Annotated in this window: 28 protein-coding genes and 1 riboswitch; of the genes, 23 read left to right on the plus strand and 5 right to left on the minus strand. The window is 73.5% G+C overall.

What is annotated here, in order from left to right; genetic code table 11:
* The first annotated feature begins 37 nt into the window (after nucleotides 1-37).
* A complete protein-coding gene (locus tag ACERUN_RS09135) occupies nucleotides 38-2125 on the plus strand; it encodes an acyl-CoA dehydrogenase family protein (RefSeq protein ID WP_370289583.1) in 2088 nt (695 codons plus the stop codon).
* Nucleotides 2126-2146: 21 nt separating this feature from the next.
* Here the strand turns inward: ACERUN_RS09135 and ACERUN_RS09140 are convergent, their stop codons facing one another.
* On the minus strand, nucleotides 2147-3397 hold the full coding sequence (locus ACERUN_RS09140) for an alpha/beta hydrolase fold domain-containing protein (protein ID WP_370289584.1): 1251 nt from the start codon (nucleotides 3395-3397) through the stop codon (nucleotides 2147-2149).
* A gap of 76 nt (nucleotides 3398-3473) precedes the next feature.
* Here ACERUN_RS09140 and ACERUN_RS09145 point away from each other — a divergent pair, with 76 nt between their 5' ends.
* From ACERUN_RS09145 to ACERUN_RS09165, 5 genes are read left to right on the plus strand one after another with little or no spacing between them, the layout of a single operon-like run.
* The gene (locus ACERUN_RS09145) at nucleotides 3474-5681 is read left to right on the plus strand and encodes an acyl-CoA dehydrogenase (protein WP_370289585.1); all 2208 of its coding nucleotides are present in this window, start codon (nucleotides 3474-3476) and stop codon (nucleotides 5679-5681) included.
* On the plus strand, nucleotides 5678-6223 hold the full coding sequence (locus tag ACERUN_RS09150) for a MaoC family dehydratase N-terminal domain-containing protein (RefSeq protein WP_370289586.1): 546 nt from the start codon (nucleotides 5678-5680) through the stop codon (nucleotides 6221-6223). Before ACERUN_RS09145 ends, ACERUN_RS09150 begins: the two co-directional genes overlap by 4 nt.
* Nucleotides 6220-6609 (plus strand): Zn-ribbon domain-containing OB-fold protein, encoded by a 390-nt coding sequence (locus ACERUN_RS09155; RefSeq protein ID WP_370289587.1) that lies wholly within the window; start codon nucleotides 6220-6222, stop codon nucleotides 6607-6609. Before ACERUN_RS09150 ends, ACERUN_RS09155 begins: the two co-directional genes overlap by 4 nt.
* On the plus strand, nucleotides 6606-6995 hold the full coding sequence (locus ACERUN_RS09160) for a MaoC family dehydratase (RefSeq protein WP_370289588.1): 390 nt from the start codon (nucleotides 6606-6608) through the stop codon (nucleotides 6993-6995). Before ACERUN_RS09155 ends, ACERUN_RS09160 begins: the two co-directional genes overlap by 4 nt.
* Nucleotides 6992-8164 carry a lipid-transfer protein gene (locus tag ACERUN_RS09165; protein WP_370289589.1) on the plus strand — a complete coding sequence of 391 codons (1173 nt, stop codon included), beginning with the start codon at nucleotides 6992-6994 and terminating at the stop codon, nucleotides 8162-8164. Before ACERUN_RS09160 ends, ACERUN_RS09165 begins: the two co-directional genes overlap by 4 nt.
* Before the next feature lie 21 nt (nucleotides 8165-8185).
* On the opposite strand, the gene ACERUN_RS09170 is transcribed toward ACERUN_RS09165, so the two are convergent.
* Nucleotides 8186-8341 (minus strand): hypothetical protein, encoded by a 156-nt coding sequence (locus ACERUN_RS09170; RefSeq protein ID WP_370289590.1) that lies wholly within the window; start codon nucleotides 8339-8341, stop codon nucleotides 8186-8188.
* A gap of 130 nt (nucleotides 8342-8471) precedes the next feature.
* A riboswitch (FMN riboswitch) is annotated at nucleotides 8472-8601 on the plus strand.
* A gap of 84 nt (nucleotides 8602-8685) precedes the next feature.
* Here ACERUN_RS09170 and ribD point away from each other — a divergent pair.
* The 7 genes from ribD to ACERUN_RS09205 all read left to right on the plus strand — a co-directional run bounded on the left by ribD (nucleotide 8686) and on the right by ACERUN_RS09205 (nucleotide 13940).
* On the plus strand, nucleotides 8686-9777 hold the full coding sequence (gene ribD / locus ACERUN_RS09175) for a bifunctional diaminohydroxyphosphoribosylaminopyrimidine deaminase/5-amino-6-(5-phosphoribosylamino)uracil reductase RibD (RefSeq protein ID WP_370289591.1): 1092 nt from the start codon (nucleotides 8686-8688) through the stop codon (nucleotides 9775-9777).
* Nucleotides 9777-10418: a riboflavin synthase gene (locus ACERUN_RS09180; protein ID WP_370289592.1), complete on the plus strand. Its 642-nt coding sequence runs from the start codon at nucleotides 9777-9779 to the stop codon at nucleotides 10416-10418. Before ribD ends, ACERUN_RS09180 begins: the two co-directional genes overlap by 1 nt.
* A gap of 1 nt (nucleotide 10419) precedes the next feature.
* Complete coding sequence (locus tag ACERUN_RS09185; protein ID WP_370289593.1) at nucleotides 10420-11685, plus strand: bifunctional 3,4-dihydroxy-2-butanone-4-phosphate synthase/GTP cyclohydrolase II; 1266 nt, start codon at nucleotides 10420-10422, stop codon at nucleotides 11683-11685.
* Nucleotide 11686: 1 nt separating this feature from the next.
* Entirely contained in the window at nucleotides 11687-12172 is a 486-nt protein-coding gene (ribH, locus tag ACERUN_RS09190; RefSeq protein WP_370289594.1) for a 6,7-dimethyl-8-ribityllumazine synthase, read from the plus strand.
* Between the two features lie 79 nt (nucleotides 12173-12251).
* Complete coding sequence (locus ACERUN_RS09195) at nucleotides 12252-12515, plus strand: phosphoribosyl-ATP diphosphatase (RefSeq protein WP_370289595.1); 264 nt, start codon at nucleotides 12252-12254, stop codon at nucleotides 12513-12515.
* A 14-nt stretch (nucleotides 12516-12529) separates the two neighbouring features.
* Nucleotides 12530-13372 (plus strand): ATP phosphoribosyltransferase, encoded by an 843-nt coding sequence (hisG, locus tag ACERUN_RS09200; protein ID WP_370289596.1) that lies wholly within the window; start codon nucleotides 12530-12532, stop codon nucleotides 13370-13372.
* Between the two features lie 46 nt (nucleotides 13373-13418).
* Nucleotides 13419-13940, plus strand: a complete 522-nt coding sequence (locus tag ACERUN_RS09205) for a PH domain-containing protein (protein ID WP_370289597.1) — start codon at nucleotides 13419-13421, stop codon at nucleotides 13938-13940.
* A gap of 16 nt (nucleotides 13941-13956) precedes the next feature.
* On the opposite strand, the gene ACERUN_RS09210 is transcribed toward ACERUN_RS09205, so the two are convergent.
* Complete coding sequence (locus tag ACERUN_RS09210) at nucleotides 13957-14844, minus strand: aldose 1-epimerase family protein (protein WP_370289598.1); 888 nt, start codon at nucleotides 14842-14844, stop codon at nucleotides 13957-13959.
* A 59-nt stretch (nucleotides 14845-14903) separates the two neighbouring features.
* Here ACERUN_RS09210 and ACERUN_RS09215 point away from each other — a divergent pair, with 59 nt between their 5' ends.
* Complete coding sequence (locus tag ACERUN_RS09215) at nucleotides 14904-15350, plus strand: SRPBCC family protein (protein ID WP_370289599.1); 447 nt, start codon at nucleotides 14904-14906, stop codon at nucleotides 15348-15350.
* Between the two features lie 55 nt (nucleotides 15351-15405).
* Here the strand turns inward: ACERUN_RS09215 and ACERUN_RS09220 are convergent, their stop codons facing one another.
* Complete coding sequence (locus ACERUN_RS09220; RefSeq protein ID WP_370289600.1) at nucleotides 15406-15945, minus strand: uridine kinase; 540 nt, start codon at nucleotides 15943-15945, stop codon at nucleotides 15406-15408.
* 165 nt (nucleotides 15946-16110) lie between these two features.
* Between ACERUN_RS09220 and ACERUN_RS09225 the strand changes: the two genes are divergently transcribed.
* From ACERUN_RS09225 to ACERUN_RS09235, 3 genes are read left to right on the plus strand one after another with little or no spacing between them, the layout of a single operon-like run.
* Complete coding sequence (locus tag ACERUN_RS09225) at nucleotides 16111-17304, plus strand: HpcH/HpaI aldolase/citrate lyase family protein (RefSeq protein WP_370289601.1); 1194 nt, start codon at nucleotides 16111-16113, stop codon at nucleotides 17302-17304.
* On the plus strand, nucleotides 17301-19688 hold the full coding sequence (locus ACERUN_RS09230) for a phosphoribosyltransferase domain-containing protein (RefSeq protein ID WP_370289602.1): 2388 nt from the start codon (nucleotides 17301-17303) through the stop codon (nucleotides 19686-19688). The genes ACERUN_RS09225 and ACERUN_RS09230 overlap by 4 nt, the downstream gene beginning before the upstream one ends.
* Nucleotides 19685-20521, plus strand: coding sequence for a hypothetical protein (locus tag ACERUN_RS09235; protein WP_370289603.1), 837 nt, complete (start codon nucleotides 19685-19687; stop codon nucleotides 20519-20521). Before ACERUN_RS09230 ends, ACERUN_RS09235 begins: the two co-directional genes overlap by 4 nt.
* Here ACERUN_RS09235 and ACERUN_RS09240 read toward each other — a convergent pair.
* Nucleotides 20503-21723 (minus strand): amino acid deaminase/aldolase, encoded by a 1221-nt coding sequence (locus ACERUN_RS09240; protein ID WP_370289604.1) that lies wholly within the window; start codon nucleotides 21721-21723, stop codon nucleotides 20503-20505. The two genes, ACERUN_RS09235 and ACERUN_RS09240, sit on opposite strands and share 19 nt — an antisense overlap.
* A gap of 35 nt (nucleotides 21724-21758) precedes the next feature.
* Between ACERUN_RS09240 and ACERUN_RS09245 the strand changes: the two genes are divergently transcribed.
* The 6 genes from ACERUN_RS09245 (at nucleotide 21759) to ACERUN_RS09270 (ending at nucleotide 25777) form a co-directional block, all read left to right on the plus strand.
* Nucleotides 21759-22289 carry an SseB family protein gene (locus ACERUN_RS09245; protein ID WP_370289605.1) on the plus strand — a complete coding sequence of 177 codons (531 nt, stop codon included), beginning with the start codon at nucleotides 21759-21761 and terminating at the stop codon, nucleotides 22287-22289.
* Nucleotides 22290-22685: 396 nt separating this feature from the next.
* Nucleotides 22686-23315 carry a translation initiation factor IF-3 gene (gene infC / locus ACERUN_RS09250; RefSeq protein WP_370289606.1) on the plus strand — a complete coding sequence of 210 codons (630 nt, stop codon included), beginning with the start codon at nucleotides 22686-22688 and terminating at the stop codon, nucleotides 23313-23315.
* A 16-nt stretch (nucleotides 23316-23331) separates the two neighbouring features.
* The gene (gene rpmI / locus ACERUN_RS09255; protein ID WP_370289607.1) at nucleotides 23332-23526 is read left to right on the plus strand and encodes a 50S ribosomal protein L35; all 195 of its coding nucleotides are present in this window, start codon (nucleotides 23332-23334) and stop codon (nucleotides 23524-23526) included.
* Nucleotides 23527-23565: 39 nt separating this feature from the next.
* A complete protein-coding gene (gene rplT, locus ACERUN_RS09260; RefSeq protein ID WP_370289608.1) occupies nucleotides 23566-23952 on the plus strand; it encodes a 50S ribosomal protein L20 in 387 nt (128 codons plus the stop codon).
* An 8-nt stretch (nucleotides 23953-23960) separates the two neighbouring features.
* Nucleotides 23961-24731, plus strand: coding sequence for a TrmH family RNA methyltransferase (locus ACERUN_RS09265; RefSeq protein ID WP_370289610.1), 771 nt, complete (start codon nucleotides 23961-23963; stop codon nucleotides 24729-24731).
* The gene (locus tag ACERUN_RS09270; protein ID WP_370289611.1) at nucleotides 24728-25777 is read left to right on the plus strand and encodes a sensor histidine kinase; all 1050 of its coding nucleotides are present in this window, start codon (nucleotides 24728-24730) and stop codon (nucleotides 25775-25777) included. Before ACERUN_RS09265 ends, ACERUN_RS09270 begins: the two co-directional genes overlap by 4 nt.
* Nucleotides 25778-25815: the final 38 nt, after the last annotated feature.

The raw sequence follows: 25815 nt of genomic DNA on the forward strand, positions 1-25815 counted from the left end.
GTTCTGCGCGGGCCGCCCGCCGACCCCGAGGGGCACCATGTCGATCCCGATCACCGACGACCAGGTCGAGCTGGCCACCAGCCTGCAGAAGTGGGCGGCCGGGCTCGACCCGATCGCCGCCGTGCGGGCGGCCGAGCACGACGCGGAGGCCGACTTCGCACCCCTGGCCGCCGCCGCGGCGGAGATGGGCATCACCTCGATCGCGCTCCCCGAGGCCGCCGGCGGCGGGGGCGGCACGGTGCTCGACCAGGCGGTGGCCCTGGAGGCCTGCGCCCGCGAGCTCGTGCCCGGCGGCCTGCTCGGCTCCACCCTCGGCACGCTCCTCACCGGGAGGCCCGGCCGCTACGGCGTGCAGGTGCGCGCCGGCGGCGTGGTCTGGGACGGCGGCGGCGCCGACCAGGTGCTGCTCCTCGACCCCGCCGATCCCGCCGATCCCGCAGAGTCCGCAGAGTCCGCCGAGCACGTCGTCCGCGTCGGGGTCGACCTCAGCGCCCGCCACGCCGAGGTGGCACCCGTGGTGCGCCACTCGAGGTGGCAGGATTCGCGCCGCGAACGACTCGCCGTGACCCTCGCTGCGGCCGAGGCCTCGGGAGTGGCCCGCTGGTGCCTCGACACCGCGGTGGCCTATGCGAAGGTGCGCGAGCAGTTCGGCCAGCGCATCGGCTCCTTCCAGGCCGTCAAGCACCTGTGCTCGCAGATGCTCGAGACCGCCGAGTCGGTCACGGCTGCCGCGTGGGATGCGGCGAACGCCGCCGACGCGGCCGCCTCCGACGGCGACGAGCAGTGGGCCTTCGCTGTGGACGTCGCCCGCGTGGTCTGTTTCGACGGTGCGGTCGAGGTCGCGAAGACCTGCGTGCAGGTGCTGGGCGGCATCGGCTTCACCTTCGAGCACGACACCCACCTCTACCTGCGCCGCGCGCTCAGCCTGCGCGCCCTCGTCGGCTCCGCGGACGACGCCGCCCTCGCGCTCGTGGACGCCGCCGTGCGCGGTGTGCGGCGCCGGGTGGACGTCGACCTCGGTGGGCGCGACGACGCCGTGCGCCCGCAGGTGCGCAGCACCGTCGAGCGGATCGCCGCAATGCGCGAGGAGGGGCGCCGAGCGGCTCTCGCGGACGCCGGGTACCTCGCGCCGCACTGGCCCGTGCCCTACGGATTGGGCGCCGACGCCACCCTGCAGGTGGTCATCGACTCCGAGCTCGCCGCCGCGGGCGTGGAGCGGCCGGATCTGGTGATCGCCGGCTGGGCGGTGCCCACCATCCTCGGCCACGGCACCGACGCCCAGCGCGAGCGCTTCGTGCGTCCATCGCTGCTCGGTGAGATCACCTGGTGCCAGCTGTTCTCCGAGCCGGGCTCGGGCTCCGACCTCGCCTCGCTGCGCACCCGCGCCGAGCGCGTGGACGGCGGCTGGCGCCTCTCCGGCCAGAAGGTCTGGACGTCGGTGGCCGACCGCGCCGACTGGGGCATCTGCCTGGCCCGCACCGATGCCGACGTGCCGCAGCACATGGGCATCACCTACTTCCTGGTCGACATGCGCAGCGACGGCATCACGGTGCGGCCGCTGCGGGAGATGACGGGTGAGGCGCTGTTCAACGAGGTCGTCCTCGACGACGTGTTCGGGCCCGACGAGTGCGTCGTCGCCGCGCCGGGCGACGGCTGGCGGCTGGCCCGCACCACCCTGGCCAACGAGCGGGTGGCGATGGCCAGCGCCCGGCTCACCCGGAGCGTCGAGCGCGCCGTCGACCTCGCCGGCGACCCCGGGCTGGGCCTGGGTGTCGTCGACCGCGTCGCAGTCGGCCATCAGGTCGCACTGGCCACCGTGTGCTCGCTGCTGGGCCTGCGCACCACGCTGCGCGCCCTCGGCGGCCACGGCCCGGGGCCTGAGTCGAGCGTGGCCAAGCTGCTCGGCGTCCGCAGTCGTCAGGAGTCGTCTGAGCTGGTGGTGCGCCTGCAGGGCGACCGGCTCGCGCTCGTCTCGGCCGCCGAGCGCCACGCGCTCGAGGACGCCGACCCCCTCGCCGCCGACCTGTGGGAGCAGCTCAACACCCGCTGCCTGTCGATCGCCGGCGGCACCACGCAGATCCTGCGCAACATCGTCGGCGAGAGGATCCTCGGGTTGCCCCGCTGAGTCGCGTCGGGACGACCTCGCTCAGCGCATCGGCGTCCGGCCGGCCTTCTCGGCGCGCCAGCGGTTCCAGTGCCAGTGCAGGAACCGGTCGGTGGCGCGCACCAGGTGCGCGGAGCGGATGGACGGGAAGATGTCGAACGCGTGCTGGGCACCCGGCAGCTCCGCGTAGGCCACGGTCGCCTTGGAGGTGGCACGCAGCGCAGCCACGAACGCACGTGCTTGGCCGACGTTGACGAGCGTGTCGCGCGAGCCGTGGACGACGAAGAAGTCGGGCGCATCAGGCGTGACCCGCAGCAGGGGGCTGGCCGCCTCGAAGTCGGCGTCGCTCGCGCCCGGGGCGAAGATCCGCTTGGCGAGGAAGCCCGCCCGCATCAGCCGGGCGTTGGGCAGCCCGCTCGCGCCCGCCATGTCGTACACGCCGTAGTAGGGCACGGCCGCCTCGACGTGGGTGTCGGCGTCCTCGAAGCCCGGCTGGAAGGCGGGGTCGCCGGGGGTGAGGGCGGCCAGCGAGGCGAGGTGCCCGCCCGCGGAGCCGCCGGTGATGGCGAGGTACTCGGGGTCGCCGCCGTACTCGGCGATGTGCGCGCGCACCCAGGCGATCGCGGCCTTCACGTCGACGATCTGCGCCGGCCAGCGATCGCGGGGGGCGAGGCGGTAGTTGATGGCCACGCACACCCAGCCCTTGGCGGCCAGGTGCTGCATGAGGGGGAGCGCCTGCTCCTCCTTCTTGCCGATCGTCCAGCCGCCGCCGTGCACCTGCAGCAGCACCGGCGCGCCGGAGGCGGGGGTGATCTCGGAGGTGTAGATGTCGAGCATGCCGCGCCCGCCGTAGGCGGTGAACGCGATGTCGCGGTGCACCTCCACGCCGGCCTTGCGGGCCGCCCGGGTGAACGCGAACGGGTTGACGAGGCGGCTCCACGGGGTGGCGAGGTCGGCCGGGCTGGGGGCGGCGTCCAGCTGCTCCACGTAGTCGACACCCAAGCCCTCGGTGAGCGCCTCCTCGGCCACGCGGACGGCGTCGCGACTCTGGCTGATCAGGTGCACCAGGCCCGCGGTGGTGAGTCCGGCCAGTGCGAGCGCGCGGGCGTCGCGTCGTCCGCGCGAGAGCTGCCAGGCGGTGTCGGCCACCGTGGCGCCGAGTACGTGCGGTGCGAGCTCGCCGGTGAGCCATCCCGCGAAGAACGCCGGGATGCCGGCGCGGAAGCCCGGCACCGGGCGGATCGCGTTGGCGGTGAGAGCGGCCGTGACGACCCGGCGACGCAGGAAACCCATGCCTCGACACTAGTGGGGCGCGCCGCAGGCAGATGGCACCTTCCGGGAGAAACTAGAACACGTTACAGTTTGTGTCGTGAGTGCTGTCGTCGCCGTCGAGTCCGAGACCACCGCCGCGGTCCGTGCGGTCGTCGCCGAGGTGCTGGAGCGTGAGAGCGGGCGCGAGTGGGCCACCTGGTCGGCCGCCGGCCTCACTGCGCTGAGCGTTGCGGAGGAGCACGGGGGCGACGGCTTGGGGCTCGCCGAGGTCGCGGTGCTGCTGCGTGAGGCGGGGCGCGCCGGCGTCCAGGTGCCGGTGTGGGAGACGCTCTGCTGTGCCGCTCTCACCCTCGCCATGGCGGGCAGCGACGCCCAGCGCAAGGAGTTCCTCCCCGGCATCGCGTCCGGTGAGCACGTCCTCGCCCCGGCGCTGCGCGAGCCGGGCGTACCGCTCGGCGACCGCGCCGGTGCGCGCTGGCACGAGGGCCGGATCAGCGGCCGCAAGGTCGCCGTCACCTACGCCGAGCAGGCCGTGCGCCTCCTCGTCACCGCACGCGACGGCGACCGCGACGTCGTCGCGCTGGTCGACCCACGCGGTCCGGGGGTGACCCTGCTCGCCTCCACCTCCTCCAGCGGCACCACCCAGCACACCGTCGTCCTGGACGACGCACCCGCCGACCTCCTCGACGACGGCGCCGCCGCGGTGCTCGCCGATGTGGCGCGGGCCGGCCTGAGCGCCCTGGCGGCCGGTGTGCTGGCCGGTGCCCGCGACCTCACCGCGAGCTACGTGAAGGAGCGCCGCCAGTTCGGCCGCGCGCTGGCGGAGTTCCAGGCGGTGTCGCTGCAGATGGCCGACGTCTACATCGCCTCGCGCACGCTCGACCTGGCCGCCGACAACGCGGTGTGGCGGGTGGCCTCGGGCCTACCGGCCGCCGACGACCTGGCGGTGGCCGGCTACTGGGCCAGCCGCGTGGCGCCCGGCGCGATGCGCACCTGCCACCACCTCCACGGCGGTGTCGGTGTCGACATCACCTACCCGCTGGTGGGCTACTCCACCTGGCTCACCGACCTCGCCCACGCCCTCGACACCACGCCCGACCGGGTGCCGGTGGAGAGCGCGGGCACCAAGAACCTCGAGCTCAGCGACGAGCAGCGCGAGCTCAAGCAGCGCGTGCGCGACTACTTCGCCTCCGTCGCGGTGCACGGCGAGCCGGGCGACCCCGGCCCCGACGGCGCCTGGGACCGCCACGGCCCGACCTACCAGCGCCTCATCAGGCAGCTCGGTGACGACGGGTGGATGGGCGTAGGCTGGCCGAAGGAGTACGGCGGCCACGGCCTCGGCGAGATCGAGCAGACCCTCTTCGCCAACGAGGCCCAGTACGCCGACGTCCACCTGCCGGCGGTGACGCTGCAGACCGTCGGGCCCACCCTCATCCGCTACGGCACCGAGAAGCAGAAGGAGATGTTCCTCGCCCGCATCCTCGCCGGCGACGTCCACTTCGCGATCGGCTACTCCGAGCCCGACGCCGGCACCGACCTTGCGGCGCTGCGCACGAGCGCCCGCCTGGTCACCGACGACGGCGACCCGTACTACCTGGTCAACGGCCAGAAGCTGTGGACCACCGGCGGCCACCAGGCCGACTACGTGTGGCTCGCCGTGCGCACCGACCCCGACGCCCCCAAGCACAAGGGCATCTCCATCCTCATCGTCGACACCCGCGACCCCGGCTACTCCTGGACGCCGATCATCACCGCCGACGGATCGCACCACGTCAACGCCACCTACTACAACGACGTCAAGGTGCCCGCCGACATGCTCGTCGGCGAGGAGAACCAGGGCTGGCGCCTCATCACCACCCAGCTCAACCACGAGCGGGTGATGCTCGGCCCGGCCGGTCGCATCGAGGGCCTGCGCGACCGCGTGGTGCGCTGGGCCGACGCCGCCGGCATCCGCGACCTGCCCGACGTCCGGGCGCTGCTGGGGGAGACCACCGCGATCTTCCGGGTCAATGAGCTGCTGAACTGGGCGGTGGCGCGCGCGGCGGCCGACGGCGAGCCGGGCGTCGCCGACGCGTCGGCGTCCAAGGTCTTCGCCGCCGACGAGGTGCAGCACCTGCTGGCCGACCTCGTCTCGCTGGTGCACCGCCACGGCGACGCCGGCGACTCGGCGACGAAGGAGCTGCTCGACTACCTCGACGCGCAGGCCAAGCGCAACCTCGTCATCACCTTCGGCGGTGGTGTCCAGGAGGTGCAGCGCGAGCTCATCTCGATGTTCGGCCTCGGGCTGCCGCGGGTGCCGCGGTGAGCGCCGGCACCGGCGAGCAGACGCAGGAGCTCGTCGCACCCGACGTCCACGCGCACGTGATGGCGGAGGCCGAGCGCATCGCCGCCTGGGGCGAGGCCGCGGAGAGGACCGCCCGCGACGAGGTCAACCAGCCCACCATCAACAACTGGCTCGAGGCGATGGGTCTCGACAACCCGCGCTTCACCGCAGGTGAGGCGCCGCCGTCGATGGCGCAGGTGTGGACGATGTACGGCCTCGGCGGTCGGCCGTCGGAGAACGACCCGCTGCACGCGATGATGCGCGCGCTCACGGACGCCGGCTTCACGGCCGTGCTCGGCACCAACTGCGAGCAGACCTACGACCGCTACCTCCGTGTCGGGGAGCGGGTGCGGGTGACGACCGCCCTCGACTCGGTGGTTGGTCCCAAGGCCACGGGCATGGGTGTCGGCTACTTCGTGACCTCCCGCAACACCTGGTACGTCGATCACGCCGACGGCGAGGCCGAACGGGTCGCGACCATGCTGTTCCGGGTCCTCAAGTTCATCCCGAGGGCACGCGCGTGAGCGGGCCGGTGCGCCCGGTCGTCAACCGCGACAACGCGTACTTCTTCGAGGGAACGAAGGCCGGCGAGCTGCGCATCCAGCGGTGCAACGCCTGTGCCGCACTGCGCCACCCGCCCGGGCCGGCCTGTCCCGAGTGCGGCGCCCTCGACCGCGGCTTCACCGTGGCGGCGGGGGAGGGCACCGTCTTCTCGTACGTCGTCCACCACGCCCCGCAGGTGCCGGGCAAGGCGCTGCCGCTCGTGATCGCCCTGGTCGACCTCGACGAGGGCGTGCGGATGGTCGCCGAGATGACCGGCCCGGTCGAGATCGGCGACCGCGTGCGCGTGGGATGGAACGAGATCGACGACGAGCTGACCCTGCCGATCTGGACGAAGGTGCCCTCATGAGCGCGACGATCGCGGCGGGCACCGTCCTGCCGACGTGGACCCTGCCCATCACTCCCACGCTGGTGGTCTCCACGGCGATCGCCACCCGTGACTTCCAGGACGTCCACCACGACCGCGACATCGCCCAGGCGGCCGGCTCGAAGGACATCTTCGTCAACATCCTCACCTCCACCGCGCTGTGCGAGCGCTACGTCACCGACTGGGCGGGTCATGACGTGGAGATCCGCGGCATCAGCATCCGCCTCGGCGCCCCCGCCTACCCCTACGACACCTTTACCTTCACCGGCGAGGTCGTCGAGGTCGCCGACGGCGAGGCCACCATCAAGGTCGTCGGCTCGGTGTCGCTGGGCGACCACGTCATCGGCACGGTGCGGGTGCGCGCGTGAGCGGGCGCACGCTGTCGGGCGCGGCCGCCATCGCCGGCATCGGCGCCACCGAGTTCTCCAAGGAGTCGGGCCGTTCCGAGCTGCAGCTCTCGGTCGAGGCCGTGCGTCATGCCCTCGACGACTGCGGGTTGACCCCGGCCGACGTCGACGGCCTGGTGACCTTCACGATGGACACCAGCTCCGAGATCGCCGTCGCCCGCGAGCTCGGCATGGGCGAGCTGCGCTTCTTCAGCCGGATCAACTACGGCGGCGGTGCCGCCTGCGCCACCGTGCAGCAGGCCGCGATGGCCGTGGCCACCGGCGTCGCCGACGTCGTGGTCGCCTACCGCGGCTTCAACGAGCGCTCGGGCGACCGCTTCGGCCAGGTGTCGGCCTGGGCCGCGCAGCAGGTGAACACCAACGGTCTCGACAACGCCTGGACCTACCCGCTGGGCCTCAGCACCCCGGCCGCCACCGTGGCGATGCAGGCACGGCGCTACATGCACGAGTTCGGCGCGACCTCCGAGGACTTCGGCCGGGTGGCCGTGGCCGATCGGCGCCATGCCGCCACCAACCCGAAGGCGTTCTTCTTCGAGCGTCCGATCACGCTCGAGGAGCACCAGGCGTCGCGGATGATCGCCGACCCGCTGCACCTGCTCGACTGCTGCCAGGAGTCCGACGGCGCGGTGGCGCTCGTGGTCACCACGGCCGAGCGGGCGCGCGACCTCGCGCAGACGCCGGCGCGCATCGTCGCCGCGGCGCAGGGCTCCGGCAGCGACCAGTTCGTGATGACCTCCTACTACCGCGACGACATCGGCATCCCCGAGATGGGCGTCGTCGGTCGCGAGCTGTGGCGCCAGTCGGGTCTGCGCCCCGCCGACCTGCCGATGGCGATCCTCTACGACCACTTCACGCCGTACGTGCTCATGCAGCTGGAGGAGCTTGGCTTCTGCGGGCGCGGCGAGGCGCCCGACTTCGTCCGCGACGGGGCCCTCGAGGTCGGCGGTCGACTGCCGATCAACACCCACGGCGGTCAGCTCGGCGAGGCCTACATCCACGGCATGAACGGCATCGCCGAGGCGGTGCGCCAGATCCGGGGCACCTCGGTCAATCCCGTGCCGGACGTCGAGCACGTGCTCGTCACGGCCGGCACCGGCGTGCCGACCAGCGGCCTGATCCTCGCGACCTGAGGGGCGATCGGCCGTGGCGGATCAGCGCTCGGGCGGCTCCGGACCGTCGCGGTCGGCCAGGCCGATGCCGAGCGCGACGCCCATGAGCACCCCGAGCACCAGCAGGACGACGTGGTCGGTGGCGAACCACAGGATCACGCCTGCGAGGCTGCCCAGGCCCAGCCAGGTGAGGTTCACCCCTGCGACGGTAGCCGGGCCCGGGTGAGCGCGCGGGCGATCGCGCTGCCGGCCCGCGCGACGCGAGGTGCCCAACGGCCGGTCCCTGCGCCCCGTCGTCCCGGTGCTGTGCCACGATGAACCCACGAGCACGCGTGCTCCGGGGTCGGTGCAATTCCGAGCCGGCGGTGACAGTCCGCGACCCGATGGCAGCCAGTCATCGGTTGACCAGGTGGGATTCCTGGACCGACGGTGAGAGTCCGGATGGGAGGATCACGCGATCGCGCTCGGCGTCGCCCACTCGGGCGCGCCCGGCGCACCTGCCATCCCCGGAGCCGTGTCACCCCACGACCCGGAGACCAGCAGTGACCACGCCCCCGCACCTCGACGCCGCGCAGTCCGCGAGCCCGCGCGAGATCGACGCGCTGCGCCGCGCTCTCGCCCTGGCCGTCTCGCCCGAGGTGCCTCTCCACCCGAACCCGCGCGTGGGCTGCGTGCTGCTGGCCGACGACGGCACGGTCGTCGGCGAGGGCTTCCACCACGGCGCCGGCACGCCGCACGCGGAGGTGGAGGCGCTGGCGGTGGCCGGCGATCGCGCCAGGGGCACCACCGCGGTGGTCACCCTCGAGCCCTGCAACCACACCGGCCGCACCGGCCCCTGCGCGCAGGCGCTCATCGCCGCCGGGGTGCGCCGTGTCGTGGCCGCCCAGCGCGACCCCAATCCGCTCGCGGAGGGCGGCGCCGCGACGTTGCGGGCCGCCGGCATCGAGGTCGTCGTCGACGCGCTCGCCGAGGAGGCCGAGGCGATCAACCCGGCCTGGACCTTCGCCCACCGCCACGCCCGACCGTTCGTCACCTGGAAGTTCGCCGCCACCCTCGACGGGCGCAGCGCGGCGGCCGACGGCACCTCGCAGTGGATCACCTCGCTGCCCGCGCGCCGCGACACCCACCGTCTGCGCGCCCTGGCCGACACCATGCTCGTCGGCACCGGCACGGTCGTGGACGACGACCCGCGCCTCACCGTGCGCGACGCCGCCGACCGGCCGCTGGCCACCCAGCCGCTGCGCGTGGTGATGGGGGAGCGGGACCTGCCGTCGTCCGCGCGGGTGTTCGGGACGGATGACGGCGCCACCCCGGCACTGCACCTGCGCACGCGCGACCCGCTGGCGGCACTGCGCGCCCTCTATGCCGAGCACGACCGGCACCACGTCTTCCTCGAGGGCGGCCCGCGCCTGGCCGCCGCCTTCGTCACCGCCGGCCTCGTCGACGAGGTCGTCGCCTACCTCGCCCCCGCCCTCCTGGGCGCGGGGGCCTCCGCGATCGCCGACCTCGGAATCGCCACCGTCGCCGACACGTTGCGTCTGCGCCTCCTCGACACCGCAGTGGTCGGCGAGGGCGCGGAGGCGGTCGTGCGGCTGACCCTGCGCACCACCCCCACCACGAAGGGAGACCACTGATGTTCACCGGGATCATCGAGGAGCTCGGCACCGTCGCCGCCATCGAGCAGCAGGACGACGCCGTGCGCCTGACCATCGCGTGCGAGACCGCGCTGTCGGACGCCGGCCTCGGCGACTCGATCGCCGTCAACGGCTGCTGCCTCACGGTCGCCGAGCGCACCGAGGCGACCTGGACCGCCGACGTGATGGCCGAGTCCCTCAACCGCACGAGCCTCGGCGGCCTCGCCGTCGGCGACCGCGTCAACCTCGAGCGCGCGGTCACCGCGGAGAAGCGGCTCGGGGGTCACATCGTCCAAGGCCACGTGGACGGCGTGGGCGAGGTCGTCTCGCGCACACCGAGCGAGCACTGGGAGGTCGTGCGCCTGTCGCTGCCCGCGGGGCTGGGGCGCTACCTGGTGGAGAAGGGCTCGATCACCGTCGACGGCATCTCGCTCACCGTCGTCGACGTCGACGACGAGACCTTCTCGGTCAGCCTCATCCCCGAGACCCTCGCCCGCACGACGCTCGGCTTCCGAGCACCCGGCGACCGCGTGAACCTCGAGGTCGACGTCATCGCCAAGCACGTGGAGAAGCTGGTGCGCGCCTACACGGCCGCGCCCCGCCGCGACGCCGACAGCACCAGCAGCAACGAGGAGGAGTGACATGACCACGCGCGTACGCATGGACCCCGTCGAGCGGGCGGTGGCCGACATCGCCGCGGGCAAGGCCGTCGTCGTCGTCGACGACGAGGACCGCGAGAACGAGGGCGACATCATCTTCGCGGCCAGCAAGGCCACCCCGGACCTGATGGCGTTCACCATCCGCCACTCCAGCGGCGTGATCTGCGCGCCCATGCCGGGCGAGATGCTCGACCGCCTCGAGATCCCGCTGATGACGCCCCACAACAAGGACGCCTACCGCACGGCCTACACGATCTCGGTCGACGCCCGCGACGGCGTCAGCACCGGAATCTCGGCGGCCGACCGGGCCCACACCGTGCGGGTGCTCGCCGACTCGGCCACCGAGCCGTGGGAGCTCACCCGCCCGGGCCACGTCTTCCCCCTGCGGGCTCGCAAGGGCGGCGTGCTCGTGCGCCGCGGCCACACCGAGGCGGCCGTCGACCTCTGCACCCTCGCCGGGCTGACCCCCGCCGGCGTGCTGGTCGAGGTCGTCAACGACGACGGCACCATGAAGCGCGCGCCCGAGCTGCGCGCCTTCGCAGACGAGCACGGCCTGGCGATGATCTCCATCGAGGACCTCGTGCGCTACCGCCGCCGCGTCGAGACCCACGTGCGCCGCGAGGCCGAGACCCGCCTGCCCACCCGTCACGGCGAGTTCACCGCCGTGGGCTACACGATCACCGTCGACGGCAGCGAGCACGTGGCGCTGGTGCACGGCGACCCGGCCACGCTCAACGACCACGGCCCCGTGCTCACCCGCGTGCACTCCGAGTGCCTCACCGGCGACGTCTTCGGCTCGCACCGCTGCGACTGCGGGCCGCAGCTCGAGGAGGCCCTCGAGCGCATCGTGCAGAACGGCTCGGGCGTGCTGGTCTACCTGCGCGGCCACGAGGGTCGCGGTATCGGCCTGGTCGCCAAGCTGCAGGCTTACCAGCTGCAGGACGGCGGCCGCGACACCGTGGACGCCAACCTCGACCTCGGCCTGCCCGCCGACGCCCGCCACTACGGTGCCGCCACGCAGATCCTCAAGGACCTCGGCGTCTCCGAGGTGCGCCTGCTCACCAACAACCCCGACAAGGTGAGCGACCTCGAGGCCTACGGGATCACCGTGACCGACCGGGTGCCGTTGACGCCGCGCCCCAACGACCACAACATCGACTACCTGCTGACCAAGCGCGACCGGATGGGCCACCAGCTGCCCGACCTGCCCGAGCACGCCGCGCAGCCCGCCACCGAAGGAGCCCACTGACATGGCCGGACACGGCGCCCCCGAGATCGCCCCCGTCGACTGCCACGACCTGCGCGTGGCCGTGGTGGCCGCGAGCTGGCACCAGCAGGTGATGGACGGCCTCATCGCCGGCGCCCGCCGGGCCTTCGACGACCACCGGGTCGAGGCACCGGCCGTCGTCCGCGTGCCGGGCACCTTCGAGCTGCCCGTGGCGGCGGCGGCCCTGGCGCCCACCTACGACGCCGTCATCGCGCTCGGCGTCGTCATCCGCGGCGGCACCCCCCACTTCGAGTACGTCTGCTCGGCCGCCACCGACGGACTCACCCGGGTCTCGCTCGACCACCACATCCCGATCGGCTTCGGGGTGCTCACCTGCGACGACGAGCAGCAGGCCCTCGACCGGGCCGGCCTCGAGGGCTCGAAGGAGGACAAGGGCTACGAGGCGTCCTCCGCCGCCCTGCAGACCGCGGCGACGCTGCGCCGCATCAAGCGCGGTCACGGTCTCTGAGCGCTCGACCGCGGCCCCGCCCCGGCGCCACTGAGACCGGGGCGGGCCGCGGCGACGCCACGCCGTAGGCTCGTCGCCTGTGAAGACGTTCGACGAGCTGTTCGCAGAGCTCAGTGAGAAGGCCGCCACGCGACCCGAGGGCTCCGGCACCGTCCGCGCGCTCGACGCCGGCGTCCATGCGATCGGCAAGAAGCTGATCGAGGAGGCCGCCGAGTCCTGGATGGCCGCCGAGCACGAGGGCCCCGAGGCCACCGCGCTGGAGATCAGCCAGCTGCTCTACCACGCCCAGGTCCTCATGATCGCGAGCGGACTCACGCTCGAGGACGTCTACACCCACCTGTGAGGCACGACCCCGCCATGCTCAAGATCGCCGTCCCCAACAAGGGCGCCCTCTCCGAGGCCGCCTCCACCATGCTCCGCGAAGCCGGCTACGCCCAGCGCACCGACTCCAAGCAGCTCACCAAGCTCGACCCCGACAACGGTGTCGAGTTCTTCTACCTGCGACCCCGCGACATCGCCGTCTACGTCGGCGAGGGCACGCTCGATGCGGGCATCACCGGCCGCGACCTGCTGCTCGACTCCCGCGCCGACGCCGGCGAGACCCTCCAGCTCGGCTTCGGCCGCTCGAAGTTCCGCTTCGCCGCGGTGCCCGGCACCGTGAAGGACGTCGACGACCTCGCCGGCAAGCGCATCGCGACCTCCTACGCCGGTGTCGTCGGCCGCTTCCTCGCCGAGCGCGGCATCGAGGCCACTGTGGTGCGCCTCGACGGCGCGGTCGAGACCAGCATCCAGCTCGGCGTGGCCGACGTGATCGCCGACGTCGTCGAGACCGGCAGCACCCTGCGCAACGCCGGCCTCGAGGTCTTCGGCGAGGTGATCCTCGAGTCCGAGGCCGTGATGATCGCTCGCGAGGACGCGGACGCCGGGCTCCTCGAGGTGTTCGTGCGCCGTCTGCAGGGCGTGCTCGTGGCCCGCGCCTACGTGATGATGGACTACGACATCCGCGTCGAGAACGTCGAGAAGGCGATCAGCCTGACGCCCGGTTTCGAGAGCCCCACCGTCAGCCCGCTGCACCGCGAGGGTTGGGTCGCCGTGCGCTCGATGGTCGAGCGTGCGAGCGCCCAGCGGGTCATGGACGAGCTCTACGCGTTGGGCGGGCGTGCCATCCTGACAACGGACATCCACGCCTGCCGGCTCTGACGGCCGACCGTCCGCCAGCCCGCCTCCCGCGCGAGAAGGAGATCACGTGAGCGACCCGCAGCCCGTCGTCGCCCCGCCGCTTCCCCGCACCTGGCGCCCGCTCGGGCCGCGGCTTCTCGCCCCCTTCTTCGGTCTGTTCCTGGTGGGGGCCTTCGCCTTCCTCTGGGTCAACTTCGACGACGCCACGCGCGAGGGGGTGAACATCTGGCAGCGCCTCACGATGTTCGCCCTGATCGCCGGTGCGCTGGTGCTGCTCAACGCGATCGCCCGCTCGCGCATCACCGCGAGCCCCGACACCCTCACGATCGTCAACGGCTACCGCAAGCGCGTGCTGCCCTGGGGTGAGGTCGGGCCCGTCCGGTTCCCGCAGGGGGCGCCGTGGCCGCACCTCGACCTCGGTGACGGCGAGAAGCTGCCGATGATGGGTATCCACGCCTCCGACGGCGCCCGGGCGGCGTCGTCGATCCGCGAGCTCCGCGCGGTCGTCGCGGCACATCGTCCGGCGAGTTCCGGCGCAGCGGCGCCGTCCTCGGCGGACCCGTCCCCGCAGCAGCCGCCCCGCGCCTGAGGCGTTCGCGCGGCGATCAGAGCGCGCGGATCCCCCAGCGGGCGGCCACGGTGTCGCCCGGCTCGATCACAGTGAGGTCCTCACCGGAGTTGAACGCGTCCGGTGGTGCGGTCATCGGCTCGACGGCGACGCTCACCCGGGGAGTCGCGGTGTCGTCGGCCGTGTAGACCTGCAGCCAGCGGTGCTGCTCGTCGACCCACAGCGCCACGCCGGTGGCGGCGGCCCGCAGCCGCACCTCGGCGCGGCCGTCGTCCTCGCGGCGCAGATCGGTGTAGGCATGGTTGAGCACGGTGGCGCCGAGCAGGGCGCCGTCGACGAACGCGTCGTGGGCCTCCCGCCAGACCGGGAGCAGGCGCTCGTCATCGGTGAGCAGCCTGGTGGTGGCCGGCAGCGTGAGCTCCCACCCGTCGCACGGCCCCTCGCCCGCGAGCAGGTACGGGTGGGCGCCCGAGGCGTAGGGGGCGCGGGTGTCGGCGAGGTTCGTCGCCTCCTGGACGACGGTCAGGCCGCCCTCGTCGAGCGCGTACGTCGTCCTCAGGGCCAGCGCCCACGGGTAGCCCGTCTGCGCGGGGAGGAAGTAGCCGAGCACGATGCGGGTGTCGGTGCGCTCGAGCACCGACCACGACACCCAGCGCACGAGTCCGTGCGAGGCGTTGTGTCGCTTGGGCTCGGTGAGGGCCAGCTGCTGGTCGGCGCCGTCGAAGCGGTAGCGACCGTCGCGGATGCGGTTGGGCCACGGAACCAGCAGCTGGCCGCGGCCACCCGCCGGCATCGTCGCGTCGGGGACGCCGTCGACCAGGTCGCGGCCGGCGTGCCGCAGCGAGGCGAGCACCCCGCTCTGGGTGACGACGGCCTCGTAGCCGTGGGCCGACAGGGAGTACTGCTCGCCGGTGGGTGCGCTCACGGTCCCGAGCCTAGTGCGGTCGCGGGGTCCGGCTGAGGGCGCTCTTCTAGGCTCAGGTCATGAGTAGCAACGTGAGCGCCTCCGCCACCATCGCCGCGCCCGCCGACGTGGTCTTCGCCATCTTGTCCGATGCGCGCCAGCACCCCAGGATCGACGGCTCGGGCACCGTGCTCGGCCTCGCCCAGGGGCCCGATCGCCTCGAGCTCGGCTCGAAGTTCGCGATGCGCATGAAGATGGGCGCGAAGTACCAGACGCCCAACACCGTCGTGGAGTTCGAGCCCGGACGCCGCATCGCCTGGAAGCACTTCGCTCCGCACCGCTGGCGTTACGAGCTCGAGCCGCTCGGCGACGCGAGCACGCGCGTCACCGAGACCTGGGACATCTCTCGCTGGCCCATCGGCGCTCGCCAGGTGCTGCGCGCGATGTTCGCCGAGAAGACCAGGGCCGGTATCGAGCAGACGCTCGTGAAGCTCGCGGAGGCGGCTGAGGCCGACGCCGGCCGCTGACGGTCGTCGCCGGCTGGGCGCCGGCTGGGCGGCGCCCCGGCGGCAGTGGGAGGTCTCAGGTCGTCACGACGAGATCGGCGGCCGCCCGCGTGCCCTCGCGCCGGTACAGGGCGTCCTCGTCGCGCACCCAGGCGTCGCGGTGCACCAGCGAGGCCTCGCCGTCGCGCTCGATCCAGCGTCGGCGTCGCACGGCGGGGTCGGCGTCCACCCACACGAGTGCCGTGACCAGGTCGCGGTAGCGCCGGGCGAACGACCCGACCCCCTCGAGCACCAGCAGCGCCGGTGGCTCGACCTCGACGTCCTCGGCCCATGCGTCGGCGAGCCAGTCCCAGCGACGGTAGCGGCCGGGACGCCCCTCGGCGAGCGGCCTCAGGAGCCGATCGACGGACTCCGCGAGGCCGGGCAGGCCCGCCCATCCCTCGAGCATCGTGTCGGTGGCGATGACCAGGGCGGGCGGCTCCCGCGCGGCGAGCGCAGCGGCCAGCGTGCTCTTCCCGGCCCCCGTCGGGCCGTCGATGCAGAGGAGGCGGCTGCCGCCGAGGGTGGCGGGGCGACGGGCCAGCGCCCGTACGTCGTCCAGCGTCGTCGGCGTCACGTCGACCGACGCTAGCGGGCCGGGTGCCGCCGGAGAGAGGCGCGCGCCGACGTGGCTATCCTCGCGCCTGACGACGACCGAGCGCCGGCCGCGGGCGCGGCGCGAGGAGGGGATGACGATGGCTCATCGCGGGAGCATCGGGCACCACCGACGGGGCGCGCGGTGATGCGCCACTTCGCCCACCTGGACGACGAGGTGCGCGCGCGCATCTTCCGTCGCCCGCCGGAGGGCGTCGACCTCGACGGCCCGCGTGACCGGATCGCCCTCGCCCTGGGCGGCACCCTCTACATGCCCGCCACCCGCCCCGACCTGCTCGCCGACCTGCGCCGGTGCGTCGCCCAGGGCGTCACCTCGGTGGTCTGGTGCCTGGAGGACGCGATCGAGCACGCAGCCGTGCCGGAGGCCGAGCGGGCCGTCGTCCGCGCGCTCACCCGGCTCGACCGCGACCCGCTCGCCAACGCACCGCTGGTCTTCGTCCGCGTGCGCGACGAGCAGCAGATCAGCCGTCTCGTCGCCGCGCTCGGACCGGCCGTGCGCCGACTGGCCGGGGTCAGCCTGCCCAAGGCCGATCTCGAGCGGGCCGAGCCGATGCTGGCCGCGGTGCGCGATGCCTCCGTCGACCTGGAGCGGCCGCTCTACGCGATGCCGATCCTCGAGAGCGACCGCATCGCCTTCAACGAGACCCGGCGCGACGAGCTGCCCCGCCTGGCGCGGCTCTTCGACCTCTACGACGAGCACGTGCTCTGCGTGCGGGTGGGCGGCACCGACCTGTCGGGCGTCTTCGGGCTGCGGCGCGACCGTGACACCACCATCTGGGACCTCGCCGTCGTGCGCGACGCGGTGGCCGACATCGTCAACCAGTTCGTGCGCCACGGCGACCGCGTCGTCAGCGGCGCGGTGTGGGAGCACGTGTCGGGCCAGCGACTCTTCAAGCCGCAGCTGCGCAACACCCCCTTCGAGCAGCAGGGCGCCTCCACCCTGCGCGGACGGCTGGTGCGCGACCACGTCGACGGCCTGCTGCGCGAGGTCAGCCTCGACCGCGCTAACGGGCTGCTCGGCAAGACCGTCATCCACCCCACCCACGCCCCGATCGTCAACGCCCTGCTCACCGTCCACCGCGACGAGTGGGACGACGCCTGCGCGGTGCTCGAACGCGCGACCGCCGGGGGAGTGCTGCCCTCGGCCGGCGGCGGCATGAACGAGGTCGGCCCGCACCGCCGCTGGGCCGAGGGCGTCGTGGCCCGTGCCGACGTCTACGGCGTCCTCGCCGAGGACGCCGCCCTCGTCGACCTGCTCGCGCAGGGACAGGAGGCCGTGTGGCGCTCCCTGGGGGTCACCGCGGCGGAGGGCGTGTCGTGAGCCCGACCGAGCGCTCGGATCTCGCGGGAACCTCGGACCTCGCGTCGGTCGTTGCCGGAGCCCTCGTCGTCGACGGCGCGATGGATCCGGCGCTGGAGGCGCTGGCCGGGCTGGCCCTGCGGGACAACCCCCGCCGCGCGCACCTCGTCGTCTCCCGTGTGCTCGGCAAGCACCTCCCCGTGGCCCCCGGTCGCATGCGGGCCAGCGCCGAGCAGCTGGCCGACCTGGTGCGCGGGTGCACCCCCGACGCCGCGTCGACGCTCGTCCTCGGCTTCTGCGAGACCGCCACCGGGCTCGGCCATGCCGTCGCCCGGGCGCTCGACGCCGACTACCTCTCCTCGACGCGTCGACCCGTTCCGGGCCGAGAGGCCTGGCTGTCGTTCGAGGAAGCGCACTCGCACGCGACCTCCCACCACCTCCAGCCGGGCGAGCACCTCGACGTCGCCACGCTGCGCCCCGTCGTCCTCGTGGACGACGAGCTGACCACGGGAGCGACCGCGCTCGACGTGATCGCGCGGCTCGAGGAGCGCGGACACCGCGACCACTACGTCCTCGCCGCGCTGCTCGACGCGCGCGGCGACGACGCGCGGAGGGTGTTCGAGGCCCGGGTGCGTGAGATGGGTGTGGAGGTGCGGGTCGTGGCCCTCGTGCAGCGGCCGCTGGCACTCGTGCCGGACGCCCTCGAGCGGGCGCGGGCGCTGCGCGCGACCCTGCCGCCGGCGGCCGATCCACCGACGTCGGCTCCGGGTCTGCTGCGCTCCCACCACGACTGGTGGCCCCTCGAGGTCCCTGTCGACGCCCGCGGCGGGCTCCGCCCGGAGCAGACCGCTCGACTGCTGGAGGAGGCCGACCGGGTGGCCGCCCGGCTCGCGCGAGCGGTGGTGGGCAGCGGGGCGACACTGGTGCTCGGCGCGGAGGAGCTCATGTTCCTGCCTGCCGTGATCGGCGAGCACCTCGCCGAGCGCCGTCGCGACCTCGAGGTCGTCGCGCAGTCGACCACCCGCTCACCCGCGGTCGCAGCGGACGTCGACGGCTACGCCATCCGCCGCACGCTGAGCTTCGCCGCACCCGACGATCCGGCGCGGATCGCCTTCCTGCACAACGTCGTCGACCCCGCGCGGAGGCCTTCGGCAGACGGCGGGCCGGAGGCCCCGGCCCGCCCCTACGTCGCGATCGTCCTCGTCGTCGACGCCTCGCTCCCGGCCTGCTCCGAACTCGTCGCCGCGCTGCGTCCCTTCGCCGACGCCGTCCACGTGGTGAGCGTCGGCGTGCGTCGCGCGTTCGGTTCGTACGCCGCCGAGGAGGTCACCTGGCTGCTCTCGGACCTCTCGCACGAGCAGCTCGAGCTGTCCACCGAGCAGCGGGAGCGGGCGATCCAGGGCGGTGTCTCCTACGCCGAGATGCTGCCGCAGGAGCACGAGCCCGACGACGCCTACCTCGAGCTCTTCCACCGCTCGCTCGAGCGCTCGGCGCGCCGCGTGGCCGTCGACACCGCGGTGCTGGCCGAGTTGCTGCTGCGTCGCCACGCCCTCCGCGGCGTCGAGCCGGTGCTCGTGTCGCTGGCGCGTGCCGGCACGCCGGTCGGCATCCTGGCCCGGCGCTACGTCCGCGCCGCCCATCGGCGGCACCTGTCGCACTACGCGATGTCGATCATCCGCGGCCGGGGCCTCGACGAGGTCGCACTGGCGCGGGTGCTCGAGCACCACCCGCCCGCCGCGATCGCCTTCGTCGACGGGTGGACGGGCAAGGGGGCGGTGCAGCAGCAGCTGATCGCCTCGCGGGAGCGCCTCGTCGCGGCGCGGGGCGACCTCGCCGACCTCGACCCCGAGCTCGCGGTGCTCGCCGACCCCGGCGGCTGCACCTCGCTGTTCGCCACGCGCGAGGACTACCTCGTTCCGTCGGCCTGCCTCAACGCCACCGTGTCCGGTCTGGTGTCGCGCACGGTGCAGCGCCCCGACCTCATCGGGCCCGAGATGTACCACGGCGCGAAGTACTACGCCGAGCTTGCCGCCGTCGACCAGTCGGCCGCCTTCCTCGACGCGGTCAGCGCCCACTTCGCCGACGGCGCCGCCGCGATCGCCGACGAGGTCGCGACACGGCTCGCCGAGCCGGTCGTGCGCACCCCCACGTGGGCGGGGCAGGCCGAGGTCCGCCGGCTGGCCGAGCGCCACGGTGTCGACGACCTCCACCGCATCAAGCCGGGCGTGGGCGAGACGAGCCGCGTACTGCTGCGGCGGGCGCCGTGGAAGGTGCTCGTCCACCCCGACCGCCTCGACGGGCTCGACCACGTGCTCGCCCTCGCAGCCTCACGCGGCGTCGCGGTCGAGGAGGACGACGAGCTGGTCTACGCCTGCGTCGGCCTGGTGCGGGCGGTGCGCCCGTGACCCTCGTGGCGCTCGACCTCGACCGCACCGTCATCTACTCGGCCTCCGCCGTTGCCCTCAGCGAGCCGGCGGTCGCGGTGGAGGACCTCCGCGTGGTCGAGGTCCACCGCGGTGCGCCGAGCGCGTGGATGACCCACCGCTCCTGGACGCTGCTCGGCGACCTCATGCGGCGGGCTCGCGTCGTCCCCGTCACTACGCGCGACCTGGACCAGTACGGGCGCATCATGCTGCCCGTCGTCCCCGAGGTGGCGCTGTGCGCGAACGGAGCGGTCCGCCTGCTCCACGGCCACGTGGACGACGGGTGGGCGCGGCCGTCCGCCCCGGCCGGCCCATCGCCGACCGCGCCGCTGGCCGCCGCGTTCGCGCTCCTGCAGGAGGTGGCCCGCGAGCCCTGGGTGTCGCGCACGGCGACGGTGGCCGATGCGTTCTGCTACCTCGCCGCCACCGGTCGCACCGCCATCCCCGCGTCGTGGACGACGGAGCTCACCGCGCGCTGCGAGCCGCTCGGGTGGTCGGTCTCCGTGCAGGGCCGCAAGGTCTACCTCATGCCGGCCGGTCTCACGAAGGCCGCGGCCGTGGAGGCGGTGCGGCTCGGCGCCGGGGAGCCGCTGCTGGCCGCCGGCGACAGCCTGCTCGACGCCGAGCTCCTCGAGCTCGCGGACGCCGCCGTCCGACCGGCCCACGGTGAGCTCCACGACCGCGACTGGCTCCGGCCCGGGCTGGCCGTCACGTCGGCGCCCGGCGTCCACGCGGGTGAGGAGATCCTCGCGTGGCTGCTCGACCACCCGCTGGTGGCGGGCGAGGCGAGGCGAGGTCAGCTGACGAGGCCCTGACCGCGGTAGGTCGGCACCGCGGCGACGAACTCCTCGCCCTGCAGCAGCATCACCTGCGCCACGTGCTCGAAGGGCTCACCCGACTTCGCGTGGCGCAGCCACACGAGGTCGCCGATCGCGAGGCGGGTCGCTCCCGCACCCACGAGCGGGGTCTGCACCTCGCCGGCGCCCTCGAGCGGGGTGAGCCGCAGGCCGGCCGGGGCCCACGGGGTGGGGGCGCGATCGGCGCCGGTGGGGCCCGAGGCGATGAGTCCGCCGCCGTGCACGGTCGCCGTCGCGGCATCCGGACGACGCGTCACTGGCACGCCGAAGAAGGCCGCCGGCGCAGGGGAGAAGGCGCCGTAGCCGTCGAAGAGGGTGGGCCCGAGCAGCCCCGAGCCGGCGCTCACCTCGCTCACGACCGGATCGGCCGCGCTCGACTCGAGCGATCCGGTGCCGCCGGCGTTCCAGAGGCCGATGTCGCCCACCGCCAGGGTGAGGGCCTCGGCGATCGCCTGGCGGCGCACCACCAGCTGCTCGATCGAGGCCTTCTTGATCCGACGCACCACGGCGGACCGGGCACGGGCGCCGGGGACCGCGTCTGGCACGCCGGCGACCTGGCCCTCGTAGGTCATCACCCCGGCCAGGCGGAAGCCCGGCCGCTCGGCGATCGTGCGCGCGAGCGCCACCACCGAGCCGACGTCGCGCAGCGGCGAGCGCCGCGGGCCGACGGCTTGACCCGCCCAGCGCAGGCCGGCGTCGATGTCGATCGCCACCCGCACCGGCACCGCGGTGGAGGACCGCAGCGCGTCGACCGCGTCGAGGTGCGCCACGTCGTCGACCATCAGCGCGATGCGCGAGGCGGCGCGGGGCGAGGCCACCAGGGAGGCCAGCGCCGCACGATCGAGGCTCGGGTAGGCCACGAGGACGTCGTGGCTGATGTCCTGCTCGACCAGCCAGAGTGCCTCGGCGAGCGTGTAGGCCAGCACCCCCGAGAAGCCGGGGGCGCCCAGCGCCCGCTCGATCAGCGCCGGGACGCGCAGCGACTTCGACGCGACCCGGATCGGGGTGCCGCCCGCCCTGCGGGCCAGGTCGGCGGCGTTCGCGTCGAACGCGTCGAGGTCGACCACCGCGATCGGTGTGCCGAGCGGTTCCGGCCAGGCGTCCACGGCTGCGGCCAACCGCGCCGCGAGCCGGTTGCGGGCCACGAAGGAGTGCTGCACGGGGCCGATGGTCCCACGGGTGCGACGATGGAGGGGTGACCGCATCGCCCGGCGACCGTCCCGACGCCCGCCGCCTCCAGGGCTCCGCCTACGTCGACGACGACGGATCGGCCGACGCCGCGCTGGCCGACGCGCTCCTGGGGCACGCCCGGGGCAGCGTCGCGTACCCCGAGGTGCTCGCCCGACTGGTCGATGCGCGGCTCCTCGTGCCGGTCGTGGCGGTGCTCGGCGAGGTCGAGGTCGGCGACGACGGCCTCGCGCGCGACAAGACCAGCGACATGGCCGCCGTGCTCCTCACCGGCGCCGACGGCCGGCTCGCCCTGCTGGCCTTCACCGACCTCACCGCGCTCGCGGCGTGGGATCCGGCCGCGCGGCCGGTTCCTGTCGCGGCCCATCTCGCCGCTGCGACAGCCGTCCAGGAGGGCGCGGCAGCCCTGGTGCTCGACGTCGCCGGTGCGCATCCCCTGGTGGTCGCCGACGACGACCTGCAGCGCATCGCCGCGGGCTGGCGACCCGTGCGCCTGGACGACGGCGGCTGGGCGTGGTTGGGTTCGTCGGACGCCTGATCCTGACCTCTCCGGTCCGGGGCGCAGACCCCCTGCCGGGCCCGGTGCCGCGGATTCGGCCGCCCGGGAACATCTCCGGTAGTCTCTGGCGTTGACCGATCCGCCGTGCCCGCACGCCCTCCCGGGTGAGCAGGCGGGGCAGATCCACAAGCGGAGACCAGCGCGTCCCCCACCCGCACCGACCGCCAGGTCGTCGGGTCCGGTCCGTGGAGAGCGATGCTCCTCCGTCCCCTCGCGGGGCGCGGGTGGCGTGGCTCGTGACTGGCTTCCGCTTGGACCTAGCGGGAGCCATTCTGCATTTGTGGCGCTGACGGCTCCCGACCGTACGAGTTTGGAGGACACATCAGCACCGAGCTGCGCATCAACGAGCGGATCCGGGTTCCCGAGGTCCGGCTCGTGGGACCCAACGGCGAGACCGTCGGCATCGTCCCCACCGACCAGGCCCTCAAGCTCGCGCAGGAGGCCGACCTGGACCTGGTGGAGATCGCCCCCATGGGCAAGCCGCCTGTCTGCAAGCTCATGGACTACGGGAAGTTCAAGTACGAGAACGCCCAGAAGGCCCGTGAGGCGCGACGCAACCAGACCAACGTCGTCATCAAGGAGATGAAGCTCCGGCCCAAGATCGACGCGCACGACTATGAGACCAAGAAGGGTCACGTCGTGCGCTTCCTCAAGGCCGGCGACAAGGTCAAGATCACGATCATGTTCCGCGGTCGTGAGCAGCACCGCCCGGAGCTGGGCTTCCGGTTGCTGCAGCGGCTCGCCGAGGACGTCTCCGAGCTGGGCTTCGTGGAGTCCAACCCCAAGCAGGACGGCCGCAACATGATCATGGTGCTGGGGCCGCACAAGAAGAAGGCCGAGGCCAAGGCCGAGGTGAAGGCCGCCAAGGAGGAGCGCGCCGCTGAGCGCCAGGCCGAGGTGGACGCCGATCGCGCCGCCCAGGCCGAGCGCGTCGCGGCCAAGCCCGCCGCTCAGAAGAAGGAGCGCGGCCGCTCCGAGAACCTCGACCCCGAGATCGACGCCTAAGAAGAGAGAGCGAAAGATGCCGAAGAACAAGACGCACTCCGGTGCCAGCAAGCGCTTCAAGGTCACGGGCAGCGGCAAGATCCTGCGCGAGAAGGCCGGCAAGCGCCACAACCTGGAGAAGAAGGCGTCGAAGGTGACCCGTCGCATGACCGGCACTGTCGAGGTCGCCAAGAACGACGTCCCGCGCGCGAAGAAGATGCTCGGTCTCTGACCGGCACCTGATCCCGCAGCTACCCCAAGGAGTTAAGAGATGGCACGCGTCAAGCGCGCAGTGAACGCGGCGAAGAAGCGTCGGACCACCCTCGAGCGCGCCAGCGGTTACCGCGGCCAGCGCTCGCGCCTGTACCGCAAGGCGAAGGAGCAGGTCACCCACTCGCTGGTCTACAGCTACAACGACCGCAAGAAGAACAAGGGCAACTTCCGTCGCCTCTGGATCCAGCGCATCAACGCCGCCGCGCGCGCTGAGGGTCTGACCTACAACCGCTTCATCCAGGGCCTCAACCTGGCCGGCATCGAGGTCGACCGCAAGATCCTCGCCGACCTCGCCGTCAACGACCCGGCCGCCTTCTCGGCCCTGGTCGCCCAGGCCAAGGCCGCGCTGCCCGAGGACGTCAACGCGCCCAAGGTCTCGGCCTGAGCATCTCCGTGCTGAGCGCGAGCAACGCTCGCATCAAGCAGCTACGGCGTCTGAGCCGCCGCTCCGAGCGATCGGAGCGGCGGCTCTTCCTCGCCGAGGGTCCGAACGCCGTCGAGGCGGCGATCGCCTCCGGCGCCGTCGCCGAGGTGTTCGCCCGCCCGGACGCGCTCCACCTCCTTCCCGAGCTCCCCGACGGGCTCGAGCCGACCCTGGTCGACGAGCGGGCCCTCAAGGCGCTCTCGGAGTCGGTCACGCCCGCCGGGGTCGTCGCGCTGTGCCGTTCGCTCGACGTTCCGCTCCAGCAGGCGCTCTCCGGTCGCCTGGTCGCGATCTGCGCCGATGTCAACGACCCCGGCAACGCCGGCACCGTCATCCGCTGCGCGGACGCGGCCGGCGCGGAGGGCGTCGTCCTCGCGGGCGACTCGGTCGACCTGCACAACGCCAAGACCATCCGGGCCAGCGCCGGCAGCGCCTTCCACCTGCCCATCGCGCAGGGCGGCGACCCGTTCGAGGTGGTCGACGCCGCCAAGGCGGCCGGTCTCCAGGTCCTCGCCACCGAGGCGGGCGGCGATCTCGACCTCTTCGCCGCCGACGAGGTGCTCGCTCGCCCGACGGCGTGGCTGTTCGGCAACGAGGCCCACGGTCTGGCTCCCGAGCTGGCCGAGCTCGCCGACCACCGGGTGGCGATCCCGATCCTGGGTCGTGCGGAGTCCCTCAACCTCTCCACCGCCGCGGCGGTCTGCCTCTACGCCAGCGCGCGGGCCATGATGGGCGTGTGAGCGCCGACCTCGACCTCCTGCCCGACGGCGTCGTCCTCGCCGGCCCCGACGGCCGGGTGACGGCCGTCAACCTTGTCGGCGCGTCCATGCTGGCCGTGGAGCGGGGCGCCGAGGTCGCCGGGGCGGAGCTGGCCGACGTCCTCGCCCTGCGCGACCACGACGGCCGCAGCTGGGTGGAGGAGAACTGCCCGTACGGCGGTCTCGCACTGCGCAAGGCGGTGCCCGAGCAGAGCTGGCTGCTGCCCGACGGCACGGAGGTGCTCGTGACGGCGCGGTTGCACCGTTCCCGTCCGTCGGGCCCGGTCGAGCAGGTGGCGATCTGCCTGCGCTCGGGCCGGGGCCGCGCCCGCCTCGACCGCGATCGCTCCGACCTCGTGGCCACCCTCGCCCACGAGCTCCGCTCGCCGCTCACCGGCGTCAAGGGCTTCGTGCACACGCTGCTCAACCGCTGGGACCGGCTCACCGACGACCAGCGCCGGCTGATGCTCACCACCGCGGGTGCCGACGCCGACCGGCTGAGCCGCCTGATCACCGAGCTGCTCGACGTCGCCCGGATCGACACCGGCCGGCTGCAGCTGCACCGCCGACCCACGGACCTCGCGCTCAAGGTCCAGCGCGTGCGCGACTCGGTGGCGCACTCCACCTCGACGCCCATCGAGCTGGAGGTCGCGCCGGACCTCCCCCTCATCGACGCCGATCCCGACAAGGTCGTCCAGGTGGTCACCAACCTCGTCGAGAACGCGGTGCGCCACGGCGAGGGCACCGTCCGCGTCGTCCTCGCTCCCTGGCCCGAGGACGACGCCCTCGTCGGCGTCACCGTCACCGACGAGGGCGACGGCATCCCGGTGGACCTGCGACGCCGGGTGTTCACGAAGTTCTGGACGAGCGGCACGGGGGGCGGCTCGGGTCTGGGGCTCTACCTCGTCAGCGGGCTGGTCCGCGCGCACGGAGGCGTCGTCCACATCGACGACCGTCCCGGCGGGGGCGCGCGGGTGGCCACGGCCTGGCCGCGGGTCGCCGACGGCGGCGTCGAGGGGCGGGGCTAGGGCCGGGTCTCGGGGCGGCTCTCGGGGCGGGCTGTCGG

This window comes from Nocardioides sp., from assembly GCF_964229035.1.
In the GTDB taxonomy this organism is placed as follows: domain Bacteria; phylum Actinomycetota; class Actinomycetes; order Propionibacteriales; family Nocardioidaceae; genus Nocardioides.